Raw genomic sequence first — 21,262 nt, 5'->3', positions numbered from 1 at the left:
CGAAACCGGTGCGGCTGCCATGTAACGGCCGAGTGACAGTAATTTTCTCCCAAGAAAATCTGGTGTCGCTCGGGGCGCTGAGATGGCAGCTCAGCGCCCATTTTCGCCGCGGTTCGGGCCGTATTTCAAGACCCCAACCGGGTCACGGCCCACCGCGCCGCATCCCGCACGGTTTCATCCGCGTCTTCGCACAGCGCCTGCACGGCAGGACGCAGGTCGGCCCGTCCCGAATTTCCGATGGCATAGCAGGTATTGCGCACAAATCGGTCCCGCCCGATGCGCTTGATCGGCGATCCGGAAAACCGTGCACGGAACCCGGCATCGTCCAGCGCGGCCAGTTCGTTCAGCGGCGGCGCCAACAGATCCGGGCGCGCATGGTATTTTACCTCTTCCGCGCGGCGCGCGAACTTGTTCCAGGGGCAGATCGCCAGACAATCGTCACACCCGTAGATGCGGTTGCCAAGGGCAGGGCGCAGGTCTTCATCCACCGGTCCCTTGTGTTCAATGGTCAGGTAGGAAATGCAGCGCCGGGCATCCAACTGGTAAGGCGCGGGAAAGGCGTCGGTCGGACAGATGTCCAGACAGGCACGGCAAGACCCACAGTGATCGCGCTCCGGCGCGTCGCGTTCCAGCTCCAGCGTGGTAAAGACACAGCCCAGAAACACCCAACTGCCCAGTCTGCGGCTGACCAGATTGGTGTGTTTTCCCTGCCAGCCAAGCCCCGCGGCCTGCGCCAGCGGTTTCTCGGGCACCGGGGCGGTGTCGACAAAGACCTTCACCTCACCTCCGGCTTCGGCGATCAACCAGCGCGCCAGCCGCTTCAGCCGTTTCTTGACAACGTCGTGATAGTCACGGTTCTGCGCATAGACACTGATCGCGGCCCGGTCGCGCGCCTCCAGTACCGCCAGCGGGTCCTGATCGGGTCCATAGTTCTCGGCCAGCATGATCACCGACCGCGCTTCGGGCCACAGCACATCCGGGGCGCCGCGCCAATGTACCCGATCTGCCAGCCATCCCATTTGCCCGTGATAGCCGCGGTCCAGAAAACTCCTAAGCCGCTCCATGACCTGCGGCACATCACCGGGACCACAGATGCGCGCCTCGGCAAAGCCGATCTCGCGCGCCTTGGTCTTCACACGCGCCGTCAGCCCGGACATGCGCCCGCCTGTTTCTTCTGTCCGGAAATATCCCGGGGGAGTCCCGCAGGGACGGGGGCAGCGCCCCCTGCGATCTTTCGCAGAAAGATCGCCGCCGCCTCAGAAATCGAGATCGGCATAATGGGCGGGCGGCGGAAAACCGGGGACCTGATCGGCAAGGATCGCACGAAAGGCCGGGCGGGACTTGATCTTGGCATACCAGTCCTTGACCACGCTCGATCGGTTCCAATCCACGTCCGAGATATAATCCAGCGCCGACAGATGCGCGGCGGCGGTGAAATCGGCGAGCGTCATGTTGTCACCGGCCAGCCAGCGGCGGTGATCCAGCAGCCAGGCCATATAGTCGAGGTGATACTTGATCGCCCGCGCGCCCGATTTGACATTGCCGCTGTCGGGAAACCCGGCCTTCATGACCTTCTTGTTCACCCGTTCATACAACAGTTTCGACGTCACTTCGTTGTGGAACTTATCATCGAACCAGCCCACCAGACGCCGTACTTCGTAGCGGGCATCGGCAGACCGGGGCATCAGCGCGGGTTCGGGGTATTTCTCTTCGATCCATTCGCAGATGGCCGCGCTTTCGGCCATGGTCTTGCCGTCGATCTTCAGGACCGGCACTTTGGCGGCCGGATTGCGTCGCATGAAATCCGGGTCTTTTTCCCAGTATCGCTCCTCGATCAGCTCACATTCGATCTTCTTCTCGGCGAGGCTGAGCCGCACTTTGCGGCAGAAAGGAGAGAGGGGGACGTGATAGAGCTTGGCCATGGCCTTCCGCGCGGGTTGGGGGAAACCCCCTCTACTTGCCGTGAAAAGGGGCGGGGTTCAACGGAATTGCGGCCACCTGACCCGCGAGATTTTGCCTGTTCGTCGGGTTGGTGTCATAAAATGACATAAAGTCAGCGGCTTGCGGGTGGAAACTGCGCGGTGCCCGCGACCACTAGAGGTGTCGGCGGGCGACTCTGAGCAGACTATGGCGTCCTGCAAGCTGGCTTGCGATCAGGCGTGTTGCTAGCATTCGCGCGTGCCGGGCCCAAAGCGACCCTGCACAGGCGCTATTCCGGCGGCTGCCGGCAAGGCAGTTCGCATCATGTCGTCGAGGTTGACCATGCCGCAGACCAAAGCCGTTGTTCCCGTCCCCCTTGCCCCGCCGCTGCGCGCTTTCCACGTCGATGACGCCGCAACGGTGGCGCGGTTGAATGACATGGCCTCGGGCGGCATTCTGCTGTCGGTCTGGAACAGGAAGGTGGGGCCGGGCGGAGATCCCTGGGAAGAAGGTCGACTGCAACAGGTCGAACAGATGAACAGCGGCTGGGTCATGGCCGTGCTGGATCGGGGCGCCGGGGTCGAGGCTGTCCTGATGGGGCAACCGCACCCGGTTGAACCGGTGCCGGTGGAAAGCGTCGATCCGGAATGGGCTCCGCTGGTCGAACTGGAAAACATGGTTCCTGGGGCATGGTGCCTGAACGTGATTGCCACCTTGCCCGAGCGTCGCGGGCAAGGTCATGCGGCCCGCCTGATGGCGCTGGCCGAGGACATCGCCCGCGCAGGCGGACACGGGCAATTGGCCCTTGTGGTGGCCGAGGCAAATGCCGGGGCCATCCGGCTGTATCAACGCTGCGGCTTTGCCGAAAAGGCCCGTCGCGCGATGGTCAAAGGCGATTGGGACGGGCCGGGGCACCATTGGGTGCTGATGGTCAAGCCGTTGCAGGCGGTCCCTGACTGAGCCGCGGGCAGGGGCCTGTCCGGCCTTTCTGGCAAGTGAACGCGGGCCTAGCCTGCGGGCTTGTGGCAGACGGCCTCGATATTGTGCCCGTCGGGATCAAGGACAAAAGCACCGTAGTAATCGGGGTGATAATGCGGCCTTGGCCCCGGGGCGCCATTGTCCTTGCCGCCCGCCTCAAGCGCGGCCTTGTAGAAAGCATCGACGCTGGCGCGGTCCTTGGCTGTCAATGCGATGTGCAATTTGCCTTTCGTGGCGTCTTCTTCGGCGATCCAGAACCATGGGCGGTCATCGCCGTAACCGGTGACTTTGACCCCGTTGGTGTGTTCCGGCGGCACCGTGAAAAGGCGGGTAACCCCCAGCGGTGCAAAGGCGCGGTCATAAAAGGCAACCGAGCGGGAAAACTCGGTCACGCCAAAGGTCATGTGATCAATCATCTGGTGCTCCGTAACTTATTGGAAAAATCTTAGAAACCGGCAGGTCCTGCTTCGGGCCAGAGGGAAACGACCTGGCCCAAAGCCTGCCTGTGCGGGACCATTGACTATTCGGCACCCCGGCGGATGCGGTAATGCACCTCGGCGGCAAAATCGCCTTCGATCACCGTTTCCTCGCCCGTGGGCCAACGCACCGCGATGCGGGTGGCGCCACTTGCGCCGCCCAGTCCGAAATGCGCCACCGGCGCGTCGAAGGACATAAAGCCGCCGCCCAGCTGGATTTCCTGCATCCGGGTCACGCCGTCGGTGTCCGTCACCGTGACCTCAACCCCGATGCCGTCCCGGTTGCCGGCCAGATCCTCGAAGCTGACCACCAGTGCGCGGGCGTCCTGCGTATTGTTGCGAAAGACCGTCAGCGGGCCGTTTACCGTGTAGGTCACGATATCCAGATCGCCGTCCCCGTCCATGTCGAACTGGGTGGCGGCGGCGGTCATCAGGTAATCTTCCAGACCGAAGGGACCGGAGGCCTCGACAAAACCGCGCCCGGTGTTCTGGAAATAGAGGTTCGAGGGGCTGACCTCGTTCGGGACCCAAGTGCCGTTGACGATATAGACATCTTTCCAGCCGTCTTCGTCGAAATCGGCGATCTTGGTGTCCCAGCTCCAGCCGCCGATATGCAGACCCCAATCTTTGGCTACGTCGGTATAGACGCCATCCGACCCTTGCGTCAGCAGCACGTTGAAATTCTGGATCTGCGGCAGCGCTTCGTCCGCCTCGGTGGCGGTGATGGCGCGCGGCGGTTTGAAGTGCACAACGCAGTAGGAATGCGCCTTGGTCTGATCCTTGGGGATCATGTCGCAGATCGCGGCATCCTTGCGCTGGATCGCCAGATCCTTGATGAGCATGGCCTTGCATTCGACGTGGTCTCGCCCGGTCAGTTCCTGGCAGCGGCTGGCATAGGTCGGGTCAAAGCTGTTGCCCGACTTGTACCATGTCTTGATGGCCATGTTCTTTTCGCAGGTGGCGCGCAGGTCGTCGCGCTTGATGACGTTGCAGTAATCTTCGAGCGGCTGCATCTTGAGGATGTTGGACACCCCCGAGGAGCGGCCCGCGATCTGCGCAAGGTACAGTTCGGGCGTGCCATCGTTCATCAGGTCGGCGGTCTTGATCGCCATGGTCGTGGTGGTGGTGTGCGGCATCTTCCCGTCCTGGAAGGTGATCGCCCGAAAGCCGCCCTGACCATCGCCCATGTAGTAATAATCCGGGATCTCGAAGTCATTGCCCAGCAGCAGGTCCTGATTGCCGTCGCGGTCGAGGTCGGTGAACAGCATGGACAGCGTTTCGCCGGGGATGCCGGGCAGGACGGTGAAGGCATCGCCGGTCAGCGCGCCATCCTCGTTCCAGATCACCCGGTTGCGGGATTCCTCGCCCGGGATGCGGCGATACCAGCCAGCGGCCCAGTTGCCGAGGCCAAGGTCAAGGTCGCCGTCACGGTCGGCATCGCCAAAGCTGAGCGCCATGGTGAGGAAGGTGCCTTCGGTGTTCTTGACCGGCTGCGGTGCGCCGAAACCGTCCGGCCCGTTCAGGATCAGGAAGTTGCCGCCCCGGTAGGTGGCAAGGAAGAGGTCGCGGTGCCCGTCGTTGTTGATGTCGACGATGGCCGCGTTAAAGACCTGCGCGGTGGCAAGGGGGCCAAGGTCGATCTCCAACGGTGTGAACTGGCCGCTGCCGTCATTGGCGAACAGGCGCAGGCCGACCTCTGTCGAGGCGACCGCAAGGTCGATGTCGCCGTCATTGTCGATGTCGCCAGAGGCGAGGCTGCGGCCCTCCCAGAAGGGCGGCCACATGTCGGCCATGGTGAATTCGATCGGCTGGTCCAGCCCGATTTCCCAGCCTTCCAACCGGGTAAAGCCGCGCGGTGCGGCGGCGGAGGGTGCCGCGAAGGGGCGCGGTTCGACGATGATGCGGGCCGCATCGGCGCTGGTGACTTGCCAGGGGTCGCCTTCGGCCGCTTCGGCGGCCCAGAGCAGGCGCGGCGGGGTGTCGGCCTCGCTGGTCAGCAGGCGCAGGGCGCGGTCGGTTTGCCATTCGTGGTAATAATGCGCGCCGGCGCCAGACAGGACGCCAAGGCCCGCAACACTGGCAGCCAGCCAAAGCCCGGCACGAAGGCCGACGGATTGGGTCACGATGAAGAAGGAATAGATGCTGAAGCTCCCAAGCGTGAAGAGAAGCGCCATGACGTAACCATGGCTGAGGCCGATCCCCAGAAGAGCGCCGGTGACGACCACGTCAAAGGCGATGGGAACCGGGAGGAAGACACCAACAAGGGCGATCAGCACAAGACCGATCAGGCTGAAGGCCAGCCCGGTGATCAGGTCCTGGGGCAGCAGCGTGGCGACCACGGCGCCAAGGATCCCCGCCAGCAGCATCAGCGGCACGGTCATCTTGAAAATGTACCAGAGGTTCTTGACGTAGCTGACCAGCACATCCTTCAGCGCGTGATGCACGCCCGGCAGCGGGGCAGGGGGCACGGTGGCGACGCGCTTGGCCGGGGGCAGTTCGGTTTCCGGCAGGTGGCGGCAGATCAGCGGCACGATGACAAGGATCACCAGCAGGCTCAGCGCCACCTTGGTCACCGCCATGTAAACCGGCAGCAGGCTGAACAGCATGGTCAGCACCACCACGTTCAGCGTCGGTGAGGCGATCATGGCGGACAGCGTGGTTTCTGCCCGCAGACCACCGGAATACATGCCGCGTGCGATGGGGGCGGCGCAGTTGACGCAGACACCCAGAGGGGTGCCGATGGCCAACCCCAGCGCGCTGTTGGCGAACCCGCCCTTGAAGCTCTTGCGGCGGACATAGGGCGCGGCGGTCAGGAAGGCGGCGGCGAAAAGCACCCCGAAGGTCATGCCCTTCTTGTTGGTGTTGATCCAGTTCAGCGTCGACCAAAACATGCGTTCCAGAACGGTCATGTCCTCGGTCAGCGCGAATTTCGCCTCGAACCCCAGCGGATCCTCCAACTGGATGCCGCCGGACATGATGGCCTTTTCCTCAAGCGCCGGATAGCGCGATCCGGTCCAGAAAAGATAGGCCAGCACGACCACGATCGCCGAAGCAATTGCAAGACGGAGCCAATCGGTGCGGGGGGTATTGCTGTCCAGGATCATCGGTCCCTCTTGTTCTTGCCGGCGGATGGGCATGACCACTATTCGTCAGCCCCGGTATGAAACACAAGCGGAAGGACCGGGGATCGGCCCGGTTCAGGAGGATTTGTTGACCTTGCGGAAGCGCCGCGCGATTGCGGCGCGGGTTCAGCCGTCTTCTTCGGAAATATCGTCTGGCGTGGTGATGACCCCGCGAGAGACGACGAACTGGCCGGACAGGTAGAAGGCTTCCGGCGCCATATCGGACGCCAGATCGCCACGACCGTTGTTCTGCGGATTGGCGATCTTGACCTTGTTTTCCGTGGCGGCAGACAGCTCGTAGCGATAGACGCCGTCCATCGCCTTGGCGCGGTCCAGTTCATAGACCGGGGTGCCGGAGGCGGCAAAGACGGTCGTGATTTCGCCATCGGGCGAAACCACGTCCAGCGTCGCGTTGTTCAGGCCGAACCAGTTGACGAACCAGAAGGCTGTCGAATTGTGCTGGGCCACCGGATCGGCGGCCTGCGCCATGCCGGTCAGGCCAAGGCACAACGCAGTTGCAAGGATCGGGGCGTGGCGAAAGATGCGCATGACGGTTCCTGTCTTTGGTGGCGGCAGGGGAATGCCGTAACTCTGCTTGGCGCAGCAGGCGCGGTCAAGGTCGGCTGGGCAGCGTCTAGGGACGGTTGCGCCATTCCGCCCATTTTGCCTCGGCCCGCGTTTGTGCCTCGTTGATCTGTTCGGGGGTCATCCGGCTGTTCCAGAAAACGGCGAAGCCGGACGCCTCGTCAAATCCGCTGGAGCTCGCCAGCAGCAGCCACATCTGTCCCATGACATAATCCTGTGGCACCCCCGTTCCGCTGAAATACAGCAGGCCGGTGTTGGCCATGGCCGGGGCATGCCCTGCCTCGGCGGCGCGGCGCATCAGTTGCGCGGCCTGCACCGCGCGGCGCGGGTCAAGTGGATGCGCGTTCAGCATCAGGTAGGCGACCTGAAACTCGGCCACAGGATCGCCGGCGCGGGCGGCGCGTTCCAGTGCACGCAGGCTTTCGGTGTCGGCGGCGGGCGGGGCCAGCCGGGGGTCATAGACGATCTGCGGAGCCTTGCCGTCGCTGGCCCCCGCCTGTCCGCCCTGCCGATAGTACAAGGCAGCCAGTTCGTCACTTTGCGGTACGCCGAACCCGTTGTCATACAGCACGCCCAGATTGGTCATCGCCTGTGGCAGACCCTGTTCCGCCGCGGCCTTGAACAACTGGGCGGCGCGTTCGTAATCCTGCGCCACTCCGTCGCCGCGCACGTAAAGCAGACCGAGGTTGTTCAGGGCTTTGGGATGCCCTTTGTCGGCGGCGCTGCGATACAGCTCGGCGGCTGCGGCAAAATCCTGTGGAACCCCTTTTCCGTCCTGCAAGAGCACGCCAAGGCTGACAGCCGCATCAAGGTGACCTGCCTCGGCGGCCCGACGGTACAGTTCGGCTGCCCGGGCAAGCGATGCGTCGTCAGAGCGGGCGGTTTCCAACACCAGCGCAAGGTCGTACAGATCCTCGGCCGCGCCGCTGTCCGCTGCCCGTTCCAACAGTGCCAGTGCGCGTTCGGGGTCACGGGGGACGCCAAGACCCGCGTGATACAATCGTCCCAGCTTGTTGGTGGCGGTCAGGTCTCCGGCCTCGGCGGCGCGCGCATACCATTGCGCAGCACGCGCATAGTTCTGCAACACGCCGTCCCCGGTTTCCAGCCGTTCGGCCAGTGCCAGTTGCGCAGGGACATCGCCGGCCTCAGCCGCCGCCCGCAGCGCGGCCAGAGGATCGGTTTGTGCCGACACCGTTTGCGGACCAAGCCCCAGCGTCACGATCAGCGCCAGAACGGCTGAGGCGCGCATGGTCAGTTCCCCCCAAGCCGGGGTCCGCGCAGGGCGTCCGCCTCGAACCAGTCGCGGGCGGCGGTCTGGGCCTGCGCCAGCTGTTCGGGGGTCATCAGGTTGCCCAGAACCTCGCGCTGTTTCGCAGCCTCCGCATGGCCAAAAGTGGCGGCGATATTGTACCACTTGTGCGCTTCGACATAGTCAGGGGCCCCGCCATGATCGCCGCGGGCCAGAACTTCGGCCAGGGCAAATTGCGCGGATTCCTCTGCCTGTTCGGCAGCGGCGCGCAACAGGGCCACGGCCTGATCGCGCCGGTCGGGATCTGTGTCCAGCAAATGACGGCCAAGCGCGGCTTGCGCGCGCGGTTCTTCCGCCTCGGCCTGCGCTTCAAGCCAGATCAGCGCATTGGCGTTGCCCTGACGGGCCGATGCAAGAACCCATGGTACGGCCCGTTGTGGCGCGACCTTGCCGTCCAATCGGCCTTCGGCGGCCAGCCGGCCCAGCTCGATTCGCGCCTGTGCGGCGTCGCGCGTCTTGAGCGCTTGCACGTACCACGCCAGCGCGGCATCGAAATCCAGTGCAACGCCAGATCCCGTTTCAAATTGGTGGGCGAGGGCCACCATGGCCCGGCCCAACCCGTGTTCGGATGCCATTCGATACCAGCGCGCGGCCTGCGCCATGTCCTGATCCACGGCCTGCCCGCTGGCAAAAGCGTAGCCAAGGTTGCTCATGGCGGCGGCGTCTCCGGCCTTGGCGGCGCGGCTCAGCCAGCGCAGAGCTTCTTGGGCATCGACAGGGACGCCATCGCCGGTCAGGTAGCGCGTGCCAAGGGTTCGTTGCGCCATGACGTGGCCGGCTTCGGCCGCGCGGCGATACCAGTCCAGCGCCTCGGACCGGTTGGTGACGGCGGTGTCGGGCACATCCAGCAGCGTGGCCAGTTGGACCTGCGCCTCTGTCACGCCCTGTTTCGCGGCGGCGCGAAGCCAGCGCATCCCTTCGGTCTGATCGCCGTCAGGCGTTCCGAAATACAGCGCGGCCAGCGCGAATTGCGCCTCTGCGTGGCGTTGTTCGGCGGCGGCCAGAAGCCAGTTGAACGCGGCCTCGGTGTCGCGTTCGACCCCGTCGCCATTCTGGTATTGCAGGCCCAGCAGGTACTGCGCCGGGGCGTCGCCCCGGGTGGCGGCGCGTGTCAGCAGGCCGGCGGCCTTGGCGGGATCGCGGCCCGGGCCGCCCGGGACCTCGCTGAGATAGATCCGCGCCAGAAGCGTCGCGGCCTCGGCGTGGTTCTGGTCAACCGCGCGACCCAGCCACAGAACGGCGCCTTCGGGATCACGCGGGCCGCCGCGCCCCTCGATCAACACACGGCCATAGCGGTATTGCGCCAGCGGCGTGCCGGTCTCTTCGGCCAGCGTCCTGAGCCCCTGCCGCACGGTGACGAAATCCCCCCGGTTCCACGCCTGTTCGATTTCGGCCATGTCTGGCAGGTCCTTGGTCGCGGCGGGCGGTGTTCCGGCGTCCTGTGCGGCGGCGGCAACAGGCGCAACCGCCAGCAACGAGGCCAGCGCTGCGGAAAGGACTGGGCGGCTAAAGGACGTCATGGCGGCTCCGTTGTCGCGATCAGTGTCGGGGTGGGGCGATCCTAGCGATCCTGACGCGATGTGCGAGAGGAGAAGCGCGCCTAGAGCAGCGTTTTTTCAAACAGCCAGAGGAAAGCGCCCGACACAGCCAGTGCCGCTCCAAAGGGCAGCGCCACCTGTCGGTTGAGTTTTCCGACCCGGATCACGGCGGCGGCCAGCGCGGTCAGCGCGGCAATCAGCACCAGCAATGGCAGGTCGAACGGGCCGGTCAGCGCGCCCAGACCGGCCATCAACTTGACGTCGCCAAGGCCCAGCCCCTCGCGGCCGCGCAAGCTGTGATAGGCGATCCGGAGGGCCAAAAAGCTGCCCGCACCGATCAGCCCGCCCGCGAGCGCCAGAAGAAAGACACCTTGGGCCAGCGCCGCGCCAAGGCACAGCGCGGCCAGCGCGGCAGTCAATGCATCCGGCAGGCGGAAACTGCGGAGGTCTGAAACCGCAAGAGCCAGCAGCAACCACAGCAAAGCCGCCGCGCACCAGATGTCCCACGCCGTGCCGCCGCGCAGGATGGCAAGACCGGCAAGACCGGTCGCGGCGAGTTCCATCAACCAAAGCCAACCGGGGATGGCGGCATCGCAATGGCGGCAGCGCCCCCGCAAAAGCGGGTAGGACAGCAGCGGCACAAGGTCCCGCAGGCTCAGCCGCGTCTTGCAGGATCGGCAGCGCGATGGCGACAGGATCACATTCTCCCCGCGCGGTAGTCGATCCACCAGCACACCTAGAAAGGAGCCGATGGCCGGTGAGACCAGCAAAAGAAACACTGTCCAGAACCCTGTCATGCCGGTCCTCCGCGCCCCACCCGCCCTGCGTGCGGCGGCGATTGTCTGACCCGGGGTTTCTGTCTAGGATCACGCCAAAACGTCAAGAGGGCGCCACGTCAGCGGCGCAGGGGAGCATATGAGCGAAACATCACAGGCCATGCCGCGCCGCCCCGCCGACGCGGGGTTTTCCCTGCTGGAACTGATGGTCGTGGTGGTGATCCTGTCGATCCTCGCGCTGGTCATCGTGCCGCGTGTGATCGACCGGCCGGATCAGGCCCGCGCCGCCCGCGCGCAATCGGACATCGCAGCCATACAGGCCGCCATCAACCTCTACCGTCTGGACAATTTCCGCTATCCGACCACCGATCAGGGGCTGGCGGCGCTGGTGACGCGGCCCGCGTCCGAGCCGGTGCCGCAGAACTGGGCCACGGGCGGGTACATGGATCGGGTGCCGCAGGATCCATGGGGGCGTCCGTATCAGTATCTTCAGCCCGGAGTTCACGGCGATTTCGACGTCTTCACCTACGGAGCGGATGGTGTGCCCGGCGGGACGGGCGCGGATGCGGACATCGGCTCGTGGACGCAGGGCTGAGATCCGGCGACGCGGGGTTCAGCCTGCTTGAAGTCATGGTCTCGGTGGCTGTTCTGGCGGTGCTTGCCGTTGGCGTAGGCCTGTCGACCGGCGGGGCGGTTACGGGGGCCGAACGTGATGCCCAGAGATTTCGGCAGGCGTTTCAACAGACCTGGGCTTTGGCGGTGATGGCGCGGGCCGAACACGGGCTGGAGGTCACACCCACGGAGGTTCGCCTGTCACGGCGCGGTCCCGAGGGCTGGGAGCCGGGCCAGCTTCTGCATGAATGGCGCGGACGGGCAAGCCTTGTGCTGTCCGAGCCGCTCCCCTTGCAAGGACCGCCGATCCGACTGGGTGCCGATGGCCGGGCCAGCGCCTTTGCGGTCACCTTTCGGACGCGCGGCACCACGTGGCGCTGCATCAGCGACGGCTGGAGCGATTTGACATGCGCCGAAGGGTAGGCCGCGCGACGCGGGGGCTGACCCTGCTGGAACTGGTGATTGCCATTGCCGTCTTGTCGCTTGGGACACTGGCAACGCTAAAGGCCACCGGGCAAGCGCGGCTGGTGCTGGGCGGGGCGGGCCCGCGCGTTCTGGCGCAGCTTGCCGCCGAAAACCGCGCCGAAGCCTTGCGCCTGCCCGAAGCCGGGAGCTTGCCGGATACGGTGCGGCTTGGCCCCTATGATTTCCGCATCGAAACACGCCGCCGGACAACGGCGGCGGGCCTGATCCGGGCCGACATTGTCGTGACCTCTTCCGAGGGGCCGGGCGCGGTGCTGGTCACGTTCCTGCCCGCAGGAGGGGGCGTGCGATGAGGGGAACACGCGGATTGTCCCTGATCGAACTGGTCGTCGCAATGGCGCTGTTTTCCTTGGTCGCAGTGATGGGGATGCAGACCCTGAACGGGACCATCCGCACCCGTGACGCTTTGACCGGGCGGGATGATCGCGACCGTGCGCTTGCGGTGACGCTGGCACTGTTGCGAACGGATCTGGACCGGGCCGCGCCGGTCCTGTTCTACCCGCCGGATGGTCCGCCGCAATCGGCGCTGTCGCTGGACGCCGGAGGTGCGCGCATGGGGCTGACGGTTTCGGCGCTGGCCCCGGACGCTGCACCGTTTCAGCGTGTCGAGTGGCGCTTTGACCGGGCGGCGGGCACGCTGTCGCGCGCCGCATGGCCGGTAACGGAACCGTCGCAGGCCGGTTTGCGCAGTTCGGATCGGATCCTGTTGACCGGGGTCTCGGCCTTCCGCCTGCGCAGTTTCCGCAAAGGGCAGGGATGGATCGACGGGATCGAAGCAGGCGCGCCCGTTCCTGTGACTGGCACCGCACCGGGGGACGAAGACCGCAGTTTTGCGCTGGTGGCGAACCGCTACGGCGACGGGCTGCCCACCGCGGTAGAATTGCTGTTTTCGATCGAGACTCTGGGCGAGATCCGCCTGCTGGAGGTCCTGCCATGAGGGCGCAGCGCGGCTTTGTTCTGGTGAATGCTCTGGTTCTTGTGGGGGCGCTTGCCGCGGCGGCTCTGGTCCTTTTGGTGAGGGCAGAGATGAGCGTACAGCGCCAGTTGGCATGGCAGGGGACAGGGCAGGGCGAGGCCTATCTTGATGCGTTTGATGCGTTGGCGGCTACGCTGCTGGAGGCCGACCCCGGACCCACCGACCACCTTGGCGAAACATGGGCGCAGCCAATCGTGCAGGCCACGTTGGACCGCAGCAGGATTTCCGGCGGAGTGGAGGACCTGCAAGGCCGGTTCAATGTCAACTGGCTGGCGGTGCCGGAGGATGCGCAGGCGCAAGAGGCTTTTGCCCGTCTTCTTGCAACCTTGGGCCTGTCGCAGGACGGTGCCGCAGCGATCCGGGCCTTTCTGTCGCCGGGTGGGCCAGTCGGCACCGCCGGTTTCGGTGATGTCTTGCCGAGGGGAGGGCCGGTCAAGGATTTGCGCCAGCTTCGCGCCCTGCCGGGACTGACGGATCGTCAGTTCCAACGGTTAGAACCCTTGATGGCGGCCCTGCCAAGCGACAGCCGCCTGAATGTAAACACCGCCCCGCCCGAGGTTCTTGCCGCATGGGTGCCGGGCCTTTCGGTCGCGCAGGCGCAGGCCCTGGCGGCGGAACGGGCGCGGCGGCCCTTTGCCTCGGTGTCCGATTTCCTTTTGGCCCTGCCGCCCGCGGTCGCGGCCGATTTGGATGACACCCGTCTGGGCACCGGCAGCGACTGGTTCCTTGCCCGTGCGAGGGTCGAGTTCGAAGGACGGCAGCTTGCGCGGCAAAGCATCCTTTTCCGGCAACCGCTTCCCGTTGGTGTGCGGGTCGATTATCGTCGGCCCGATGACTGAACGCGCGGACCCTGCATTCCTGCCGACCGATCCCGGCCTGCCCACGGCGCCCATTTCCGGGCCGCAGCCGCGTGGGCGGTACGTGGCTTTGGTGCCGGGCGAACAAGTGCCGCTGTTGCTGCTGGATTTGCCACCGGGTGTCCGTGGGGCGGCACGCGAACAGGTGGCGCAACGGCAACTGGCAGACGTGATGGGCGCGCGCGCCGGGGCAACGCAGATGCGGCCTTTCGCGCTGGAGGGAGAGGCAGAAAGCTGGACGCGCGTTTTGGTGACGGAGCGCGACGTTCTGGACCAATGGCGCGCCAAAGCAGGGGGGCGTTGCGTTGCGATCTTGCCGGACTATCTTGCCCTGCCGGTAGCCAAGGGCGACTGGAGCGTCAGCGGTTCTCCGTCCCGGGTTCGGGCCCGGTTTGGCCCGCACGACGGTGTGACCACCACCGAGGCCGCTTTGTGCCTGCAAGCGACCCGTATCATTGCGGACGGAAACGTGCCGGGCAAGGTCGTGCGTCTTGGTCCGCCTTTGCCTGCCTTCGAGGCTTTGCTGGCCGATAAAGGCATTGAATGGCAAACACAGCCGGACCCTGATGCGCGGGCCTTTGCGCGGGGCGAGGCGGCGTTGGACCTGCGCGCCGATCCGCAGGCCTCGCGGACACGGTTGCGTCGGCAAGTGCGTGTCTGGCAATGGCCCGTGCTGACAGGGGCCGTCGCGGCGGCGCTTTGGGCTGCGGCGCAGATGACGGTGATCCGGGCCGTCGAACAAGAGACAGTGGCGCTGACGGCGCGGTCGGTCGAGATCACAAGGGCCGAATTCCTGCCCGCCGGCCCGATCCTTGACTTGCGGGTGCAGGTGGCGCGCGCACTGGCGGAACAGCGTGGCCAATTGCGTGCCGACAGCGGGCAGGCATCGCCGCTTGACCTGTTTGCCGACGCGGCGCCGGTGTTGTCCGGGGCGGAGGCGCGCCTGCAATCCGTGGACTGGACGCCGGGCGAAGGTCTGCGCCTTGGGGTGGAAATGGGCGATTTCGCTGCTGTGGATGCGTTGGTCGAGGCGCTTGCCGCCGGGGGCTTGCGGGTTTCTATCCGCGACGCACGGCTGGGCAGCGGTGGCAGCGTTGAGGCGGATCTGACCGTCGCGGAACCGGAGCAGGGCGGATGACGGGCGGGATCGTGGAACAGCTGCTGCGGCTGACCGCGCGCGAACGCGGCCTGTTGCTGGTCATGGCGCTGGTGTTGATCTGCGGTGCCGGGGTGGGCCTGTTGTGGCCCCTTTCCGAACGGCGGGCCGGGGCCGAAGCCGCGCTGATCGAGGCGCGCGCACTTGAGGCTTGGGTCACGGCGCGGGCCGGGGATGCCCAGATGCTGCGCAATGCCTCGGGGCCGGAGCCGGTCGCCCCGATCGGCTTGGCAGCGGTGCAGCGCAGCCTTGCCGGGGCCGGGCTGGCGGACCGGGTCGCCACGCTGTCGGCGCGACAGGGTGAAGGGATCGAGATGCGGTTCGAAGGCGTCAGCTTTGACCGGTTGATTGCATGGCTGACGCAGATTGAACCGGTCTGGGGCTACCGGTTCGCGGCCTTCCGCATCGATCGGGGCGCTGAAGAAGGCCTTGTAGACGCGCGGATCGAGGTGGTGCCCGAGGGCTGATCGCCCCCGGGCCGCAGTATTACGACCGGATGCGCCAGCCAGTGCGGAAGATCCACCAGATCGCCGCCAGACAGATTGCAGTGAACCCGGCAATCGCCAGCAGGCTGACCGCGATTGGCACATCCGACAGGCCAAAGAAGGACCAGCGGAAACCGGACACCAGGTAGACCACCGGGTTGAAATAGGCCACCGTCTGCCAGGCCGGCGGCAGCATGTTGATCGAGTAAAAGCTGCCACCAAGAAAGACCAGCGGCGTCACCACCAGAAGCGGCACAAGCTGCAACTGCTCAAAACTGCGCGCCCAGATGCCGATGATAAAGCCCAACAGCGAAAAGCTGATGCAGGTCAGCACAAGAAAAGCCAGCATCGCGCCGGGGTGCTGGATTTCGAGGTCGACGAAAAAGGCCGAGGTGCCAAGGATCACGATCCCGATGAACAGCGCCTTGGTCGCCGCCGCGCCGACATAGCCCAGCACGATCTCAAGGAAGTTGATCGGGGCCGAGAGCAGTTCGTAGATGGTGCCAATGAACTTGGGAAAATAGATCGCGAAACTGGCGTTCGAGATCGCCTGCGTCATGACCGAGAGCATAACAAGACCGGGCACGATGAAGGCACCATAGCTGACCCCCTCGACCTCGTCGATGCGCGAACCGATGGCCGCGCCGAAGACGACGAAATACAGCGAGGTCGAAATCACCGGCGAAACGAAACTTTGCAGGATGGTGCGGAAGAACCGCACCATTTCAAAGCGGTAGATGGCTAGGACAGCGGGAAGATTCATGCCCGGGCCTCCTGTTCCTGTGCGGCGACGAGATCGACGAAGATGTCTTCGAGAGAGTTCTGGGCCGTGTGCACGTCGCGCACCCGCAGCCCGCTTTCGGTCAGAAGCCCCATGAGCCGGCCAATGCCGGTGCGATCGGCGCCGGTGTCATAGCTGTAGGTCAGCCGGGTGCCGTCCTCGGACAGGCTGAGGGCGTAGTCCGACATCGTTTCGGGGATGGCATCCACCGGGTCGGCCAGATCGATGGTCAGTTCCTTCTTGCCCATGCGGGCCATCAGGCTGGCCTTGTCCTCGACCAGCAGGATCTCACCCTTGTTGATGACACCTACGCGGTCGGCCATGGCTTCGGCCTCTTCGATGTAATGGGTGGTCAGGATGATGGTCACGCCGTCCTGTTTCAGTTCGCGCACGGTGTCCCACATGTCGCGGCGCAGCTCGACGTCGACCCCTGCGGTGGGTTCGTCAAGGAACAGCACGCGCGGTTCATGCGCCAGCGCCTTGGCGATCAGAACGCGGCGTTTCATCCCGCCGGACAGTTCGATCACCTTGGAGTCGCGCTTGTCCCACAGCGACAGCCGCCGCAGGATGCGTTCCACCACGGCCTCGTCGCCCTTTTTGCCGAACAACCCGCGCGAAAAGCGCACGGCGTCGGCGACCTTCTGGAAAGGTTCGAGGTTCAATTCCTGCGGCACCAGCCCGACAAGGCTGCGTGCCTGCCGATAGTTGTCGGCCACGTCATGACCGCCGACGGCGATGCTGCCGCCGGTGATCCGGGTGATCCCGCAAATGGCGGTGATAAGCGTCGTCTTGCCGGCCCCGTTCGGGCCCAGCAGCGCAAGAATTTCACCTTCTTCAATGGCAAGTGAAACGCCTTTGAGCGCCTCGAACCCGCCGTCATATTTCTTCCGCACGTCGCGGATGTCTACCATGGGCATGATCCGCCCTCCTTGTTCGCACGCGCGGTATCTAACTTTCTTGGCGCGATGCGCAATTGAGCAGAAATGCATAGTGCCCATGCATGTCGCAAACAGACGGGCGGTGTCGCAGGGCACAACCTAAGCGATACGCATGACTTCTGCATTGAACCGGCCCGGTTTGGGCATCCTTTTCATCTGCATCGGAATCTTCGCGATTTCCCTGAATGATATGCTGATCAAGCTGCTGTCGGGCGGCTATCCCCTGCATCAGATGGTGTTCACGCGGTCTGCCATCGGGCTTGTGTTTACCTTCGGATTTGTCTTTGCCGAAGGGGGGCTTGGTTTGCTGAAGACCAGTACCCCCTGGCTGCACCTGCTGCGCGGTTTGTTGGTTGTCCTGTCCAACATGACCTATTTTTGCGCCCTCGCGGTTCTGCCGCTGGGACAGGCGACGGCGATGTTCTTTGTCGCGCCCCTGATGATCACGCTGCTGTCGATCCCGATCCTTGGGGAAAAGGTCGGCCCCTTGCGGATCGGGGCCGTGGTGGTCGGCCTGATCGGTGTCATCGTCATGCAGGAACCGTGGAAGGCCGATCTGTCGGTCTCGCGGTTGGTGCTGTCCTTGCCGGTAATCGCGGCGGCGTTCTATGCGCTGATGCAGGTTCTGACGCGGCGACTGGGCATGACGACGCGGGCCTCGGCGCTGGCGGTCTATATTCAAGGCACCTTTTTGATCGTGTCGTCGGTGTTTTTCCTTGTCGCGGGGGACGGTCGGTTTGCCGAGGGGGTGGAAAACGAAAGCCTGATCTTCCTGTTGCGCGCGTGGAGTTGGCCCGCGCCGAACGACTGGCTGATCTTTCTGGGGCTGGGCCTGTGTTCGGGCGTCGTGGGCTATTGCCTCAGCGCGGCTTACCGGTTGGCCGATGCGGCGACGATCGCACCGTTTGAATACATCGGTCTGCCGCTGGCGATCCTCTGGGGGTGGATGATCTTTGGCGAATGGCCGGTGCCGGCGACCTGGGCCGGCTGTGTGCTGATCATCGGGGCGGGGATCTTTGTCTTCCTGCGCGAACAGGCCAAGGCACAGCCGGCGCCGGGGCGCCGGTCGCGGTGGGGGCGGCGCTAGACCGCGATCAAAGCGATTTCAGCCGGACCGAGATGCTGGCCTGACGTCCGGCCAGCGCGCCCAGCGGGTCAAGTTCGGGGTGGGTGTCCAGCACCTGTGCCATGGCGGTTTGTGCGCGCTGCAACTGCGCCTTGCCGCCTTGCCGGTCGCCCTGCGCCAGCGCAGCCAACCCCAGTTCGTGCCGCGCCGTGCCCGCCACTGCCAGCGCGGCGGCGCTGGCCGCGCCCTGACTGCTCAGCGCCATGGCTTCGGCCATATCGGCGGCCTGCGCGTAATCGCCGGCGCGCAACAGGCTATGGGCGTACTCCAACTGAATCCGGGGCAGGAAAGGGCCCGCGCTGCCGATCAGCTTGGCGTATTGCCGGTTGGCCTGCACGTATTCGCCTTCTTCCAGCGCCGACCGCGCCACGAAATAATTCTTGCGAAAGCCCGAAGCATTGCCTTTTGCCGTATCGCAGGCCGCCAACGGCAACATAGCAGCAAGCGCAACCAGCGCCGGCATCACCCGTCCCAAAATCATCTGCTCTGTCCTCAACGTCGCCAAGGTTTGCCTTGATCGACAGGGATGATACCACTTTACCGGGGGCGGCGTCCACGAAAACCCAAGACCGCCCGCAGGATAGGATGCGAACCGTGATGCGCTGGCTTGCATGGCTGCTGACCCCTCTGACGCTGGCCGCCGCGATCTGGGCGGGAAATGACCTGTACCGGGTCATGCAGGACCCGTTGCCAGACCTTGCCGCACCGGCCCCGGCGGTGCCGGACGAAAGCCTTGTGCTGGACCTGCCTCAGCCGCAGCCGCCGATGCGCTGGCCCTCGCTTTTCGGCACCTATGAGCCGCCCGAGCCGCAGCCGCCAAAACCCCCGACGCCGCCGGTCGTGGTCGAACCTCAGCCGCCCGCACCACCGCTTGACAGCCTTGGCTACGCCCTGAAAGGTGTGGTCAACAGCGGCGACAGCCGCTGGGCCATCGTGTCTCATCCCACCGGCGAACGTCTGATCCGCGTCGGCGAAAGCCTTGCGGAGGGTGTTGTCGTCACCGCCATCGAACAGGGGGGCATCCGTTTGGACAACCACGGCCAAGAGGCCTTTCTGGCCTTCCCGGACTAGGCCCTGCCGTCACGGAACAGCCGGGGGAGACAAGCCGCCCGTTTCCTTGTATGTTGGCGCCAATGACCGCGAAACACGCGGCGAGAACATAATCGAGAGGGCACGAAAGTGCGGGCAGGAATTTCGGTCGACATGGCCGGCCCCGGATGGGGGCGTGCGTGGTGCGTTGCACTGTTTCTGGCAATTCTGACGGTGATCCCGGGCTTTGGCCGCGCACAGGGGGCGCTTGACCTGCGCGATGCGGACCTGCGCAGCTTTGTCCAGATCGTGTCCGAGGCGACGAACCGCAACTTCGTGATCGATCCGGGTGTACGCGGGACGGTAACCGTTCTGGCGCCGCAAAACGTCGGCCCCGCCTCGTTGTACGAAATCTTTCTCAACGTGCTGGAGGTGAACCGCCTGACCATCGTCAAGGGCGTGGATGCGGACCGGATCGTTCCGTTGAACGCGGCGCGGGAATTGTCCCCGGGGGCCGCCGGTTCCGGTGTCTATGAAACCCGGGTTATCCCGGTTCGCCATATTCCGGTGAACGAGGTCGTTGACGTGGTGCGCCCACTTTTGCCGTCCGAAGCGGTGATCTCGACCGTGCCCGATGCACGGCTGATCATCCTGTCGGACCGGGCAGGAAATCACCGCCGCATTCAAGCGCTCATTGCCGAACTGGATCAGCCGCGTTCCGAACCGATCGAGATGATCCGCCTGCGCAATGCCGACGCGCGCGAGGTGTTGCAGGTGATCCAGTCCATGGGCATCGTTCCCGATGGGGCCAGCATCAGCGTCGACGCCCGGTCGAACGCTCTGTTGGTGCTGGGGCCGCAATCGCTGCGGGAACAGATCCGCGTGCTGGCCGGGCGGCTGGACGCGCAGCAGAACAGCCAGCAAAGCCGCGTGGTACAGGTGAACTACGCGCAGGCGGCAACTCTGGCGGATGTGGTCTTGCGCAGCTTTCAAGGTGAAGGCGGCGGGGCATCGGGCCAGATCCGCATCGTCCCGGAACCGGGCACCAATTCGTTGCTGATCTCGGCGCCCGCTGACCGGATGCATGAAATTGTTGCCATGGTGCATCATCTTGATCGCCGCCCGACACAGGTTCTGGTCGAGGCAGTGATCTTTGAAATGTCCGTGGACGGTTTCGCCGATCTCTCGGTGCAATTCGGCGCGATCCTGAACGATGCGATTATCGGTGGCGTGCAATTCGCCTTGGAAGGGCGGCCCAGCCTGACCAGTCTGGTGTCCACCGTTCTGAACGGTGATGTGGCCAACCCGGGCAACGGTGGTGTGATCGGCGGACGGTCCGGCGATGCGCAAACCGGGATCGCGGGCCTGCTGACGGCCATCGCGGAAACCCGCAGCACGCGTCTGTTGTCGACCCCGTCGATCCTGACCCTGAACGGGCAGGAGGCCGAAATCGTCGTCGCGCAAAACGTGCCCTTTGTCACCGGGCAGTTCAGTCAGGTGGGGCAGGGCGCGGTCTCGGAACCGTTCCAGACAATCGAACGGCAGGACGTGGGCCTGACCCTGAACGTGACGCCTCAGATCAACGCCGATGGCACCGTCCGGCTGGTCATCAAACAAGAAGTGTCGAACCTGACCAATGCCACCTCTTCCGCCGGGGGGGAAATCACCGCGAAACGCGCCCTGTCGACCACGGTTCTGGTGCGGGATGGCAACGTTATCATGTTGGGCGGCCTGCTGGAAAATGGCTTTGGGTCGAATTCGCAAAGGGTGCCGGGCGTCTCCAAGCTGCCGCTGGTGGGGGGGCTGTTCCGTGGCAAGTCAGGGACCAAGAACCAGCGGGTTCTTCTGGTCATGCTGCGGCCCCGGATCGTCAATTCCGATCAGGAAGCCACGCGCCTGACCCGCGAACTGGCGCGTGAGGCAAAGCGCGCAAGCCTTGCAATTCAGCCCGAGGACAGCACGCGCTTTCCGCAGACGCCGCTGGGCGCTCTGCCATTTGACGGGGCGGATCTGAACCAGCCGTTCGACGAAACCTTCATCGACAATGCGGCGCGGACGCGGAATTATCCTCCGCTGCCCAGCCGGTTGAAATTCAACGGCAAGTATTGAGGCAAG

The 21,262-nt window shown here is 64.8% G+C and carries 22 protein-coding genes; 11 read left to right on the top strand and 11 right to left on the bottom strand.

Annotated elements, in window-relative coordinates:
• Positions 1-125: 125 nt before the first annotated feature.
• Together queG and fzlA are read right to left on the bottom strand one after the other, a co-directional pair.
• The gene (gene queG / locus KJP30_RS09700; protein ID WP_218448937.1) at positions 126-1,157 is read right to left on the bottom strand and encodes a tRNA epoxyqueuosine(34) reductase QueG; all 1,032 of its coding nucleotides are present in this window, start codon (positions 1,155-1,157) and stop codon (positions 126-128) included.
• 99 nt (positions 1,158-1,256) lie between these two features.
• Positions 1,257-1,922, bottom strand: coding sequence for an FtsZ-binding protein FzlA (fzlA, locus tag KJP30_RS09695; protein WP_218448936.1), 666 nt, complete (start codon positions 1,920-1,922; stop codon positions 1,257-1,259).
• Positions 1,923-2,262: 340 nt separating this feature from the next.
• Between fzlA and KJP30_RS09690 the strand changes: the two genes are divergently transcribed.
• Positions 2,263-2,880 (top strand): GNAT family N-acetyltransferase, encoded by a 618-nt coding sequence (locus KJP30_RS09690; RefSeq protein ID WP_218448935.1) that lies wholly within the window; start codon positions 2,263-2,265, stop codon positions 2,878-2,880.
• A gap of 47 nt (positions 2,881-2,927) precedes the next feature.
• Here the strand turns inward: KJP30_RS09690 and KJP30_RS09685 are convergent, their stop codons facing one another.
• The 6 genes from KJP30_RS09685 to KJP30_RS09660 form a co-directional block, all read right to left on the bottom strand.
• Positions 2,928-3,314 (bottom strand): VOC family protein, encoded by a 387-nt coding sequence (locus tag KJP30_RS09685; protein ID WP_218448934.1) that lies wholly within the window; start codon positions 3,312-3,314, stop codon positions 2,928-2,930.
• A gap of 104 nt (positions 3,315-3,418) precedes the next feature.
• Positions 3,419-6,478 (bottom strand): FG-GAP-like repeat-containing protein, encoded by a 3,060-nt coding sequence (locus KJP30_RS09680; protein WP_218448933.1) that lies wholly within the window; start codon positions 6,476-6,478, stop codon positions 3,419-3,421.
• Between the two features lie 144 nt (positions 6,479-6,622).
• The gene (locus KJP30_RS09675) at positions 6,623-7,045 is read right to left on the bottom strand and encodes a hypothetical protein (protein ID WP_218448932.1); all 423 of its coding nucleotides are present in this window, start codon (positions 7,043-7,045) and stop codon (positions 6,623-6,625) included.
• Positions 7,046-7,130: 85 nt separating this feature from the next.
• The gene (locus tag KJP30_RS09670) at positions 7,131-8,330 is read right to left on the bottom strand and encodes a tetratricopeptide repeat protein (RefSeq protein ID WP_218448931.1); all 1,200 of its coding nucleotides are present in this window, start codon (positions 8,328-8,330) and stop codon (positions 7,131-7,133) included.
• Positions 8,331-8,332: 2 nt separating this feature from the next.
• Positions 8,333-9,910, bottom strand: a complete 1,578-nt coding sequence (locus tag KJP30_RS09665; protein WP_218448930.1) for a tetratricopeptide repeat protein — start codon at positions 9,908-9,910, stop codon at positions 8,333-8,335.
• A gap of 80 nt (positions 9,911-9,990) precedes the next feature.
• Positions 9,991-10,725, bottom strand: a complete 735-nt coding sequence (locus tag KJP30_RS09660) for a prepilin peptidase (RefSeq protein ID WP_218448929.1) — start codon at positions 10,723-10,725, stop codon at positions 9,991-9,993.
• Between the two features lie 118 nt (positions 10,726-10,843).
• Between KJP30_RS09660 and gspG the strand changes: the two genes are divergently transcribed.
• From gspG to KJP30_RS09625, 7 genes are read left to right on the top strand one after another with little or no spacing between them, the layout of a single operon-like run.
• Complete coding sequence (gspG, locus tag KJP30_RS09655) at positions 10,844-11,299, top strand: type II secretion system major pseudopilin GspG (RefSeq protein ID WP_281421413.1); 456 nt, start codon at positions 10,844-10,846, stop codon at positions 11,297-11,299.
• Positions 11,284-11,739 carry a prepilin-type N-terminal cleavage/methylation domain-containing protein gene (locus KJP30_RS09650; protein WP_218448928.1) on the top strand — a complete coding sequence of 152 codons (456 nt, stop codon included), beginning with the start codon at positions 11,284-11,286 and terminating at the stop codon, positions 11,737-11,739. Before gspG ends, KJP30_RS09650 begins: the two co-directional genes overlap by 16 nt.
• A complete protein-coding gene (locus KJP30_RS09645) occupies positions 11,724-12,092 on the top strand; it encodes a type II secretion system protein (RefSeq protein ID WP_218450103.1) in 369 nt (122 codons plus the stop codon). Before KJP30_RS09650 ends, KJP30_RS09645 begins: the two co-directional genes overlap by 16 nt.
• Positions 12,089-12,736, top strand: coding sequence for a type II secretion system protein GspJ (locus KJP30_RS09640; protein ID WP_218450102.1), 648 nt, complete (start codon positions 12,089-12,091; stop codon positions 12,734-12,736). Before KJP30_RS09645 ends, KJP30_RS09640 begins: the two co-directional genes overlap by 4 nt.
• Positions 12,733-13,614 carry a type II secretion system minor pseudopilin GspK gene (gene gspK, locus KJP30_RS09635; protein ID WP_218448927.1) on the top strand — a complete coding sequence of 294 codons (882 nt, stop codon included), beginning with the start codon at positions 12,733-12,735 and terminating at the stop codon, positions 13,612-13,614. Before KJP30_RS09640 ends, gspK begins: the two co-directional genes overlap by 4 nt.
• Positions 13,607-14,770, top strand: coding sequence for a type II secretion system protein GspL (gene gspL / locus KJP30_RS09630; protein ID WP_218448926.1), 1,164 nt, complete (start codon positions 13,607-13,609; stop codon positions 14,768-14,770). Before gspK ends, gspL begins: the two co-directional genes overlap by 8 nt.
• The gene (locus tag KJP30_RS09625; protein ID WP_218448925.1) at positions 14,767-15,255 is read left to right on the top strand and encodes a type II secretion system protein M; all 489 of its coding nucleotides are present in this window, start codon (positions 14,767-14,769) and stop codon (positions 15,253-15,255) included. The genes gspL and KJP30_RS09625 overlap by 4 nt, the downstream gene beginning before the upstream one ends.
• A gap of 19 nt (positions 15,256-15,274) precedes the next feature.
• On the opposite strand, the gene KJP30_RS09620 is transcribed toward KJP30_RS09625, so the two are convergent.
• Together KJP30_RS09620 and KJP30_RS09615 are read right to left on the bottom strand one after the other, a co-directional pair.
• Positions 15,275-16,036: an ABC transporter permease gene (locus KJP30_RS09620; protein ID WP_218448924.1), complete on the bottom strand. Its 762-nt coding sequence runs from the start codon at positions 16,034-16,036 to the stop codon at positions 15,275-15,277.
• The gene (locus KJP30_RS09615) at positions 16,033-16,971 is read right to left on the bottom strand and encodes an ABC transporter ATP-binding protein (protein ID WP_218448923.1); all 939 of its coding nucleotides are present in this window, start codon (positions 16,969-16,971) and stop codon (positions 16,033-16,035) included. Before KJP30_RS09615 ends, KJP30_RS09620 begins: the two co-directional genes overlap by 4 nt.
• A 133-nt stretch (positions 16,972-17,104) precedes the next feature.
• On the opposite strand from KJP30_RS09615, the gene KJP30_RS09610 reads away from it, so the two are divergent.
• A complete protein-coding gene (locus tag KJP30_RS09610; protein ID WP_218448922.1) occupies positions 17,105-18,079 on the top strand; it encodes a DMT family transporter in 975 nt (324 codons plus the stop codon).
• 7 nt (positions 18,080-18,086) lie between these two features.
• On the opposite strand, the gene KJP30_RS09605 is transcribed toward KJP30_RS09610, so the two are convergent.
• Positions 18,087-18,599, bottom strand: a complete 513-nt coding sequence (locus KJP30_RS09605) for an outer membrane protein assembly factor BamD (protein ID WP_218448920.1) — start codon at positions 18,597-18,599, stop codon at positions 18,087-18,089.
• Between the two features lie 116 nt (positions 18,600-18,715).
• On the opposite strand from KJP30_RS09605, the gene KJP30_RS09600 reads away from it, so the two are divergent.
• On the top strand, positions 18,716-19,189 hold the full coding sequence (locus KJP30_RS09600) for a type II secretion system protein N (protein ID WP_218448918.1): 474 nt from the start codon (positions 18,716-18,718) through the stop codon (positions 19,187-19,189).
• A 132-nt stretch (positions 19,190-19,321) separates the two neighbouring features.
• Complete coding sequence (locus KJP30_RS09595; RefSeq protein ID WP_218448917.1) at positions 19,322-21,256, top strand: secretin GspD/PilQ domain-containing protein; 1,935 nt, start codon at positions 19,322-19,324, stop codon at positions 21,254-21,256.
• Positions 21,257-21,262 lie beyond the last annotated feature (6 nt).

The organism is Antarctobacter sediminis, assembly GCF_019218285.1.
GTDB lineage: Bacteria > Pseudomonadota > Alphaproteobacteria > Rhodobacterales > Rhodobacteraceae > Antarctobacter > Antarctobacter sediminis.
This window is presented reverse-complemented; position numbering and strand designations above follow the sequence as displayed.